Genomic DNA, 10,890 nt, shown 5'->3' with positions numbered 1-10,890 from the left:
GTACGGACGTGTGCCCTTGCGTAAAGCATATATCCCTCTGCCAACAGCAGAAGAAATTAATCTGCCGCGTGCAGCTGTAGCAGATGTATGGGCTTTTATTGAACAGGATTTAAAAGACGCACAAGTTGACCTTCCTATTTCATATGCTCCAGCCAGTTTTGGACGTACTACCCGGGGGGCCGCGGTTGCTTTGCTTGGTAAATCATACCTGTACGAAAAAAAATGGGGAGATGCTGTTACTGAATTGACCAAACTGACCCAGGCTCCATATAGCTATGCGCTCACGCCCGTATATAACAACCTGTTTGATGATCCGAATCAGAATAATACAGCCCTTAATAAGGAAACCATTTTTCAGGTCATGAACCAGGCCTGGACCGATTGGGGTATAGGTAACCAGTATGCTCCGTTTGGCGGTCAGGAAACGTGGGGTGGGAAAGCAAGCCACTCTGCCCGTGCACAGGAATATGGCTTTAACGATTGGAATAATGTGTTTATTACCACTACGGCTGTTAAAGCTTTTACTTACACCAACCCACAAACCAATGCCACTTACATCGATCCGCGTGCGGCTTAYACTTTTTATGGAGATGCTGCAAGCGGGGGGCAAACTCAATATTGCCAGCAATGTGCAACAGGGCCAGTAGCCTTTCCCTATGCTTCAGCCGGATACAAATATTTAAAATATGAGTATTATAATAAAGTAGCAAGCTTTGGTGGTCCGCAAAGCGGTATCAACGGGCAGGTAATCCGTTATGCAGATGTATTGCTGATGCTTGCCGAGGCTTACATACAACAGGGTAATACCGGATCACAGCCATTGGCACTGATTAACCAGGTACGTAGCAGGCCGAGCGTTAACGCGCCGCTTTATATCAGTTTGGGCAGTCAATCTCAAGCCATGACCATTTTGATGCGCGAAAGACAATTGGAACTGACCGGCGAACAGACCCGTTATTTTGATCTGATCCGCTGGGGCATAGCTAAGCAGACCATTAATTCGCAAAGGCAGATAGAAGATGGTACCCAGCCTTTTCAGGATAAAAATGTTTTATTTCCTATCCCACTATCTGAAAAGAACGCAAACCCCAATGTTGGTAAGGATATTGGTAGCGATTGGAATTAAATCAACAAAAGAGATGAGGCTGTATCATAAMTTGTAATTTACTTCGAATTTGTCACGTTGAGCCTGTCGAAACGCCCTTTAAGACATTAAAAAAGGTCCTTCGACAAGCTCTCCAAAGAAGTCCCTTGGACAGGATGACAATTCAATATATTTATGATACAGCCTCTTTTATCTGCCTATTCCGGTATCCATTTACGGGCAGCCCAGTGCCTAACAATTATGATCCGGGCAAGATCATATCAATTTTATAAAGGAGCACAAGCTTTAAAAAAAGTTTGATCAACCTTAAGCATTGATTACCAGAAAATAATCTGGTCTGCTGACTCAGTTTAGGCTACTTAATTGAGTTTTTTATAAAAGTTTCAATCTCGCCTATTGCCTGCGTTTTATTTTCTACAATCTTTTCATAATGCTCATTGGTCAGTTTCCCCAATGTGAGTATTAACAAGGTCTTTTGTTCTTTGTTCAGGGATGTAAATAGTAATGAGATAACCTGGTTAAATAAGTTGTTTACCTTTTTATAGATTTCATTACCCTTATCTGTCGGTTTTATTAAACGCGCTCTTTTATCTACTGGGTCAACGCGTTCACTGATCAGCCCGGCTTTAAGCATCCGGTTCAAAATATCTATACCTGTTGTGGGTTCCAGTAGGAGACGAAAACTGATCACATCTGTTTTCCTGATCTCCTTTTGGTCGTTCAGCGTATCTAAGATATAAAACCACTCCATTTCCATGTCTGGGATCTGCCTTAATGCCAGCTTAAGGTATGTTTTAATAAGACTGCCTGATTTGCCTATCAGTTTTGAAAGCAAAGTATCCATTTCGGGATCAGGATCATCTTTCTGATTTTTATTAGATAGATAATCGTAACAGAAACTTTCAACATCTGCGTCATGATGTGCATCAGTAAAAGCCTGCCAGGCGGTAATTAGTTCTACTAAAGGTTTCATGTGGCTAATATAAAATAATAAATTTAATATTTTCGTTGTATTTATATCGGATTCGTTTTATTTTTACTGAAATTATTTTTTTATGAAAGATTATATCATTTTATTCAGAGAGCCGGACGGGAGAATGGATGAACATTCGGACGAAGATCTGCGGATACATCAGCAGCACTGGAGCGAGTGGCTTACCCGGTTAAAAGCTGAAGGCCGTTTAGTTGGGGGGAGTTCCTTAACACTTGAGGGTAGACTCATCACGGGTGATGGCACAATAATCACTCCTGTAACCCATAAAGTGGGGACGGAGATCGTAGGTGGATTTATATTATTAAAGGCAAATAATCTGGATGAAGCGGCAGAGATCGCATCGTCATGCCCAATTTATGAATCTGCCGGTTATTCAGAAGTCCGCGAGTTTAAAAATTAAGCCAGGTTATTAAAACTCTGACTCAGGCGCTTTCTTTTCTCATAAAAGTCTGGAACAGGTTTCATTTGGGATTGATCAGCATTGTTTTTTTTATCTTTGTACCATGCACGGTCAACTTTTAAGTCTTATTACAAAAAGCCTACAACTTTCTAACCAGGATAGAGATTTGTGCATACGCTACTTTGAACCGGTGAGCTATCCAAAAAACCGGATAATCGAGGAAGAAGGGAAGGTACCCGGACATCTATATTTTGTGGTTTCGGGTTTTGCGAGGATATTCCATTACAATGATAAAGGCGATGAGGTTACAACGCATATAAACTGTCCGCCTGGTTTCATTACCTCCTATGCTGATTTTACTAACCAGAAAAAGTCTGATGAAAATCTGGAATGTATTACCGAATGTGAACTTTTGCGCATTAGTAAAGCAGATCTTGATCAGCTTATACAACAGAGCCCTACTTTTATGGATTTTAGCTTTTTGGTATTTCAACAATCCTTATCCTATAATGAAACACGTGCCAGGGAGCTAGCCACCCTTGATGCGGAACAGCGTTATTTAAAAATGATGGACCAGTACCCCGAAATTCTCCAGAATGTTCCTATGCAATACATTGCGTCTTTTCTTGGAATGAACCCTAAAAGTCTGAGCCGTATCAGAAAGAAGATCATTAGGTAACATTTGTGAAGTGGTTTTAAATCTGCAAAGTTCAACTTTGTCACAGCATTTAAAATCAATGGCTATGACAAATAAAAAACTAGTACTGGTATCCGGTGCAAATGGGCATTTAGGCAATAATCTTGTAAGACTATTGATCGAAAAAGGGATCCCGGTAAGGGCTTCAGTCCGTAATATCAAAAGCAAAGAATGTTTCAAGGATCTTAACTGCGAGGTTGTTCAGGCAGATATAACGGATAAAGCTTCCTTTAAACACGCACTGCAGCATGTTGATACTTTTTTTGCAGTGGGTGCGGCCTTCAAACTGTGGGCTAAAAACCCCAAGAAAGAAATCTACGATGTGAATATGCTGGGCACCCGGAATACGATTGAAGCTGCTGCAGAAGCGGGCGTAAAAAGAATCGTCTATGTAAGTTCAATTGCTGCACTGGATTATACCAATCTTCCGACAAAAGAAAGCAACGGATACAATTCCGACCGGAGAGATATGTACTATAATTCCAAGAATGATGGTGAAAAGCTGGCTTTTGATCTGGCAAGAGAATTCGGTATAGAATTGGTATCGGTTATGCCCGGAGCAATGATAGGAGGTGAAGCGCTTCTTCCATTGAATGTTTCCTATAATGTGCTAAAACTGATTCTTAACAAGCAGATCCCCATGGATACCAGGATTACCCTGAACTGGGTAGATGTTAAAGATGTAGCAGAAGGCTGTTACCTTGCTGCGCTGAAAGGCCGTTCTGGTGAGCGTTATATCCTTGCTAACGAAAAATGTATGACCATTACTGATACAACTAAATTGGCACAAAAACTTTATCCTGAATTGAAAATCAAAGTACCTGGAACTGTGCCAAAATATATTTTGTATGCTATTGCAGGTATTATGGAGCTTTCAGCTAAAATAAGTGGAAAACCTCCACTGCTTACCACTAAAGATATTGCTATGTTTTCAGGATTGCTGCAGGATTTTGATATTTCGAAGTCAAGAAACGAATTAGGATTTAATCCGAAAGATAGTCAACAGGCAGTAAAGGAAGCATTGGCTTACCTGATGGAACATAGGGGATTGATTTAATTTTAGAAAAAATTATGGTAGTGGGCACGCTATGATAGTATCTTCCTAAATATGCATTGACATAAACATTTTATACATATTTCTTTCAATAAACTCATACGCCTGAACGTCGCCTTGGATTACTTAGTATTTTTGAGATAAAAACGGCTCTGAGCAAAAATAGCTGATTTCCTAAATCGATTTAAGTATGATCCTATGCAAGGAGAGCATGGTTTTGTTAAAAACGTAGTTAACTTCAGCTTTTATTTTGTCGGTTTTGTACAAAATAAAGTCTATTTAGTATAACGCTTAGAAAGCGGCTTTATATAACTTTGCTATAATACCGACAGATGAGATCTTGAGATTGGAACAATTGCATCTTCCTTGATTCAATAAAATGGTTAACGGTATAAAATATAACCAGTATAAATCAGACATAAAAGAGCAGCATGTTATAGAACGCTGAATTTTTTGTCATAGGTAAGCTAATGAACTTTCATTTAGTTTAACATAAATTATGAGGCAATACCAAATCAGGAATGGGAAAAATCAATACGGAATTTCGGGAATCTCTTTTCTGGACAATGGAAGAGCGAAATAAAGTTAACAGATAAATATTTCAACTTTAGCAACACTTTTATAAAAATAAAAAACAAATGAAAAGTCTTTTTTTAGCACTGAGCCTTATTTTCAGTTCAGTTGGGTATGCCCAGCAAATTCTATCGCCCAATAAAAAAATTAAAGTAGTTGTAGAAATGCAACAAGCTGGTCAGGGAGGTTCAGGTCAGGTACATTTTAACGTGCTTTATAAAAAAGGAAGTGCTTATATTGAAGTGCTGCCCAGCTCACCGCTAGGTATTTCAAGGGAAGATCAGCAGTTCGTATCGAATCTCAGGCTTATTGGGGAAGGTAAGGCTGTTGCTGTTCATGACAAATATGAAATGGTGACTGGAAAGCGAAAGCGTTGCGAGAATTTTGGCACTGAAAAAACATTCAGTTATAAGAATCCATCAGATCAGCCCTTGGATATCACTTTTAAAGTTTATAACGACGGGGTTGCGTTCAGGTATAGCTTTCCCAATCGCAAAGACTCCAGTTTCTCCATTATAGATGAAACTACTGCCTATGTAGTTCCTACAGGCAGTGGAAGATGGATGCAGCCATATAACCAAGCCTATGAGGATTTTTTCCCTTTTTCTACCACCGGAACCAACGAAAAAAACAATAGTGACTGGGGGTATCCGGCATTATATAAAGTTAACAGTCAGCCATTATGGGTGTTAATTTCTGAGGCGGGCATCAGCAAAGAAAATTGCGCAGCCCGGCTTAACAATAAAGAAAACAAAAACATATACAAGGTAACCTACTCTTCGGCCAAAAAGAATCTGAGGGGTGGGGTTATTTCCAGTCTTCCCTGGAAATCGCAGTGGCATGTGATGATCATCGGGGAGTTAGCCGATCTGGTACAGAGTACATTGATTACCGACGTGAGTGAGCCTACTGCCTTTAAAGACACCAAATGGATTGAACCTGGAAGTGCAGCCTGGGTATATTGGGCATATAATCACGGATCAAAGGACTATAAGAAAGTGATTGAATACATCGACCTTGCCGTAAAAATGCACTGGCCATATGTATTGATCGACTGGGAATGGGACGTTATGTCAAATGGAGGAAAGGTGGAAGATGCCTTGGGCTACGCAAAGAGCAAAGGCATCAAAACACTTTTATGGTACAATTCTGGTACAGATTGGCTTGGTGCGACTCCGGTAGACAGGCTGTTGACAAAAGAGAAAAGAGAAAAAGAATTTTCATGGTTGAGAAGCATTGGGGTTTCAGGTATTAAGGTAGATTTTTTTGCGGGAGACCAACAGGATATGATGAAATATTACATAGATATTCTGGAAGATGCTGCAAAATACCATTTACTGGTTAACTTTCACGGCGCTACCGTGCCCCGCGGCTGGGCCCGTACTTACCCGAACTTAATGACTACCGAAGCAGTTTATGGAGCAGAATGGTATAACAATACTTCAATCTTAACGGATAAAGCTGCTACACATAATACCACGCTTCCGTTTACCCGTAATATAATCGGTTCTATGGATTACACGCCGGTAACGTTTTCAGATTCGCAGCATGAGCACAAAACATCCTTTGCGCACGAACTGGCATTGGCAGTGGTATTTGAGTCTGGTTTACAACATTTTGCAGACAGGCCATCTGCATATTATAATTTATCAGCAGGGCCACAGAATTTTCTAAAAGATTTTCCCACAACCTGGGATGAAACCAAATTGATCCAGGGCTATCCCGGCGAAATGATCGTTATTGCACGAAGAAAGGGGAAGCTTTGGTATGTAGCCGGACTTAACGGAAAAGATACCCCGCAAACACTCGATCTAAATTTGAAATTTTTGAGCAATGCAGATTATTCTCTCCAGTTATTTAAAGATGGAGCAGATGGGAAATCGATTACCAGCGAAACCAAAAGCATCAAAAAATCGGGTACACTGCAAATCCAATGCTTGCCTAGAGGCGGCTTTGCAGGAGTAGTTAGCGGCTTGTAAGGCTCAAACTGGATCCTTGATATGGAACGCAAAGTTAGGGTATTGATGTTGCCTGGCAGGTATTTATATTTGACGGTTTTCTGTTTGTTGCTTGATGAGTTCAACTGTGGGCCCCCAATACAGCTCCAGGTGCTTACGGATCACCTCGTCAGGAAAATTGCGAATGGTAAGCTCAAGCCTGGTCTGTTTATCTTCATGTATCAAATTAAATTCCAATATACAGTAGCTTTCTTCGGTATCAGGTAAATTGGAGAGAGAACTTAAAAAACTATAACAGAGTTTGATGCCGGGATCCAGTTCCAGGATTGTTCCTGAATTGATGAACGGGATCCCGTGCAGATCCCCGCTTGTGATTATTTCGCTACCGACTTCCCAATCCGTCTGTATTTCAATAGGGCTATCATATGTCCATTCCTGAATAAACTCAGGGACAGTAAGGCTATCCCATACCGCATGCATTGGAGCAGTGATAAATACGGTTTTTTGCAGTATATTCATAGTTGCAAAAGTACAATATTTTCAGGCTGATGACGGTCCTTACCCGTAGGAACCTGCAAGTGTTCCCATTAGTGTTCCCATTAATGTTAGCTTAGCGATACTGATGCGCTTTCTCAATTATGCTTCTGTATTTTTTATGCATCTCAATGGCTATACTTACTGAACTGCCAACCGTTTTTAGGGGATAATCTTTCCTTTGGTTTACCCAGCTCCATTCCCAGGCACTTACCTCCCTGTTAAACTGTTTGATATCGATTTCTTTTTGATTGTCGATGGCCTTTGATGCATATCTGAAAAAAAGCGCCCATCTCGGTTTGTAAAAATCACTGAACAAACCACTCCATTGTCTGCAGGCATATTCGTTTAACGGACTTTTTTCATCACCCCATAGGGTAATCAAATCTTTCGCGTTCATTTCGTAAAGTGCTTTTTCAGCTGGATTGTTTCCCCATGTTCTTGCCTGCTCAACCCACGGACCAAGCATAAAATCTTTTCGGGTAGCTAATAGTTTGTCCATATCGTCAATAAGCTGAAGAAATTTTTGGCTTTCTGCCTTAAAGGTAACCATATCCTTTTTCTTGTAGGCGGTTACAAAATTTCGCTGTAAAGGCAGAGCATAATTTGCCATGACCTGTCGGGTTACATCCACGATGTCGTACTGAAAACCATCACTATTACCGCAGGTTGGCGCGGCCTTTATGAGTTCATCCCAGGCTGGTAACAGATCCCGCTCCTGATAATTTAAGGTCGTTTTAGCCCAGCGGGTCAGTGAATCAAGTGTTGGACGTGCCTGAATAATAGATTCTGCACCATCTCTGATGTATTTATCTTGGGGTACATTATATACTGTTTTTCTTAGAATTTCCCATGCCTTTTGCGCATTGGGATTGTTTTTTCCGTATCTGTTAAAAACAAAATTAGGCAGCCATGTTTTTAGATCTATCGGTTTCGATTGCCAAACATTGGCCATCATCAACTCGTACAATACCGGGTTTTGTTCAATACCTTCCATTGTGAGGCCAATACCTTTCATCTTGCCACTTTGTGGATCGTTCAAGGCTTGTGCAGGTGCGGTGGCAATTACGTCCATCCGCCCAAAAAGATTGGTGTTTCCGCCAAAATTGTGCAGCATATTCCAGATCCAAGGTTTTCCGTAAAATCCCGAAGTGCGTTTCCATACCGGTTCTATTTCTGTGGCCAGGTCTAACAATATCATCTTGTCATTGGGTACGGCTTTTAAAAGGGCTTCTGTTTGGGGCTCTTTCCAGAATTTTCTATCACTATAAAATAGCCAGCCCTGCATTACCCAGATAGCCTTGGGGTCTGCCTGCGACATTCCATCATAAATTCTTGCACTCAGTTTACCTAAAAAATCAGGCTCTGATGATGGTGGTTCATTTTCGTTAAAGGTATCAGCAGAGTAGAGGTGATCGGTACCCAGCAACGCGGTCTGTTTCTGTAAAAACTTTTTTCCGATAGCGGCGAACATGGGATCTTCCGAATCGAGGATATAAGTGTCTGCGAAACCATTGGTCCAGTTTGTAGCCTTCAGTTTCGCATTTGGAAATTTCTTTTTAAACGCGGCTGGTACATGCCCTGTAAATGCAGGCAGAACAGGTTTCATGCCAAGAGAACGCTGTCTGGCCAGGATTTTCTTTTGCAGTTCGAAGTGACTTTTCATCCAGTCCAATGGCAGGGGGCCGCCCCAACCATCTATGTTCCCCATCCAGAACCACGAAAAATAAGCTGGTCCGGTAAAGAAATCCTTTAGATCGTTATCACTAAAGCCCATTTCTTTATACAAAAGATACCAGGTATATTCTTCTCCGGTAATAGCTAAGGGCATATTAATGCCATGAAGTGCCATCCAGTCTATTTCTTTTTCCCACCTGGCCCAGTCCCACCAGCTCATGCTGTAATTAAAAGTGCAGTAGTTAAGGTAATAGCGGTACTCGTAAGGTGTAGATTTCCTTACTTTATTTTTAACCACCGGTAGGTTCTTGGGCAATTTAAGGTTAACGCCGTTCCAGGTTATCTGGCAATGTGCATATTCCGTTAAATAATAATAAAAAGCCGAAGCAATAGCTACGCCGCTGCTCCCTCTTAAAATGATGGTGTTTTTTTCGCTTTCAATTTCAAAGACATCCATGCCGTTTTCAGAAACAATGCTTTCGATTAAAAAAAACTGATGCTGTTTGGGCAGAACCCTTTTGATCAGTTCAGCTGATGAAGATAGATAAGCTTGTGCCCTTGTTTTAGCAGATGCCATTACCAAAAATGCAGCAAGAAAGTATATTTTATATTTCATCTGTTTGTTTTTACTCTGAAGGATAACCACGGCTTTTGCTATCCTGGTATACAATAAAATTATTAACGGTTCAATATACAGATAATAAATAATGGGGCAGGTATAGTCTGGCTCCATAAAATATATTTTAACCATTATCTGGTTTAGTTATTGTGGTGCCGTTTTTTTTACAGGAATATGAGCAATCGTTATAAAGATAAGCTCCTAGTTGTTTTTTCTCTTGTGATGATTTATTTAAGCTTATTTCTGTAGATATATCTACAAAAACCTTGGGCAAGGGTTAAATCATATTTTTGTCTGCTGCATATGTAATATAGCTTCGCTAAATGGAAAACAGCGTGACGCACATTGCTAAAAGGCGGGACACATTAGATTCATACCCCATCTATATGCTCATGCGGATAAGACAATTGTGTTTAAAATAAAATGGATGTTACCACTTTAATGCTTTTTTTGATGCATAAAGGCACTTTCTACATCACTTAAACAAACTGGGTATAAATTTAAACAATTGTGCTATCCTTAAAATTGTAGTTGTCTTAGCTTCGAATACTCAATACAGGTAAACCGTTACCTTTCCGTTCGAACATGATGCTGAAGTAAGTACGACCAACACTTACCCTAATAGCGCTTAACGCTGATCTTAAATCTCAGTGTGATGCCAAGGCAGATTGTTCAATTATCAGGAAAGCTAAAATTGGTTTTTATAGTAAGGGGCTAACCAAATAAATATGAACCAAACTGAACAAACGCTCATGAAAGCACCCGGTTAAATCCAAATCGATCTCACACTGATACAGATTGAATTCGTTCAATAGTGTCGAATATTAATCCTAACCAAAATAAACCAAATTTTATGACTAAAAACTACTACTACTTCAGAGAGGGGTTACTCCGCTCTACGCTATCTAAAACAATTGAAAAATCTGTTTTGGTGATCCTAACTAACTAGGACTGGCATACAATTATCCAAATCTATTTCTCTTTAAATGATTTTAAATAATGGAAAAAATAACCAATATGGGTAATGATGCGCGCTCCAGATATTGGGGAGCAAAGCAGTTATTACTCGTGATGTATTTAACACTGATTATCTCCGCGCTGTTGATTGATACAGCTGCCGCGCAACAACGGCGAAAAATAACCGGGACGGTAGTTGATGAACAAAAGCAGCTATTAATAGGAGTTACTATTACTGTAAAAGGTACTGGTTCTAAAGTGCAAACTGGCACAAATGGAGAATTTGCTATAGAGGTGCCTGCTGATCGGCAGACACTTACCG

Annotated in this window: 9 protein-coding genes; 6 read left to right on the top strand and 3 right to left on the bottom strand. The window is 40.3% G+C overall.

The genetic code is table 11. From position 1 onward, the window contains the following. Positions 1-1,126: RagB/SusD family nutrient uptake outer membrane protein (locus AC1DND_RS08100; RefSeq protein WP_477580630.1), on the top strand; the 1,126-nt coding region annotated here is incomplete at its 5' end. Positions 1,127-1,460: 334 nt separating this feature from the next. Here AC1DND_RS08100 and AC1DND_RS08095 read toward each other — a convergent pair. Further along, positions 1,461-2,078 carry a MarR family winged helix-turn-helix transcriptional regulator gene (locus tag AC1DND_RS08095; RefSeq protein WP_477580628.1) on the bottom strand — a complete coding sequence of 206 codons (618 nt, stop codon included), beginning with the start codon at positions 2,076-2,078 and terminating at the stop codon, positions 1,461-1,463. A gap of 82 nt (positions 2,079-2,160) precedes the next feature. Here AC1DND_RS08095 and AC1DND_RS08090 point away from each other — a divergent pair, with 82 nt between their 5' ends. The 4 genes from AC1DND_RS08090 (at position 2,161) to AC1DND_RS08075 (ending at position 6,802) form a co-directional block, all read left to right on the top strand. Further along, positions 2,161-2,499, top strand: coding sequence for a YciI family protein (locus AC1DND_RS08090; protein ID WP_477580626.1), 339 nt, complete (start codon positions 2,161-2,163; stop codon positions 2,497-2,499). 103 nt (positions 2,500-2,602) lie between these two features. Further along, on the top strand, positions 2,603-3,178 hold the full coding sequence (locus AC1DND_RS08085) for a Crp/Fnr family transcriptional regulator (RefSeq protein ID WP_477580624.1): 576 nt from the start codon (positions 2,603-2,605) through the stop codon (positions 3,176-3,178). Between the two features lie 64 nt (positions 3,179-3,242). Continuing rightward, entirely contained in the window at positions 3,243-4,253 is a 1,011-nt protein-coding gene (locus AC1DND_RS08080) for an NAD-dependent epimerase/dehydratase family protein (RefSeq protein ID WP_477580622.1), read from the top strand. A gap of 635 nt (positions 4,254-4,888) precedes the next feature. Then, complete coding sequence (locus AC1DND_RS08075) at positions 4,889-6,802, top strand: glycoside hydrolase family 97 protein (RefSeq protein ID WP_477580620.1); 1,914 nt, start codon at positions 4,889-4,891, stop codon at positions 6,800-6,802. Between the two features lie 63 nt (positions 6,803-6,865). Here the strand turns inward: AC1DND_RS08075 and AC1DND_RS08070 are convergent, their stop codons facing one another. Together AC1DND_RS08070 and AC1DND_RS08065 are read right to left on the bottom strand one after the other, a co-directional pair. Then, the gene (locus AC1DND_RS08070) at positions 6,866-7,300 is read right to left on the bottom strand and encodes an SRPBCC family protein (RefSeq protein ID WP_477580618.1); all 435 of its coding nucleotides are present in this window, start codon (positions 7,298-7,300) and stop codon (positions 6,866-6,868) included. Between the two features lie 91 nt (positions 7,301-7,391). Continuing rightward, positions 7,392-9,608, bottom strand: coding sequence for an alpha-N-acetylglucosaminidase (locus AC1DND_RS08065; protein ID WP_477580616.1), 2,217 nt, complete (start codon positions 9,606-9,608; stop codon positions 7,392-7,394). Between the two features lie 1,002 nt (positions 9,609-10,610). Between AC1DND_RS08065 and AC1DND_RS08060 the strand changes: the two genes are divergently transcribed. Next, positions 10,611-10,890 (top strand): carboxypeptidase-like regulatory domain-containing protein (locus tag AC1DND_RS08060; RefSeq protein WP_477580614.1); only part of this gene is annotated, 280 nt, incomplete at its 3' end.

The sequence above is a fragment of the Pedobacter sp. 01N416 genome, from assembly GCF_056399685.1.
The sequence above is the reverse complement of the archived record's forward strand: the minus strand, read 5'-3'. Positions and strand labels throughout refer to the sequence as shown.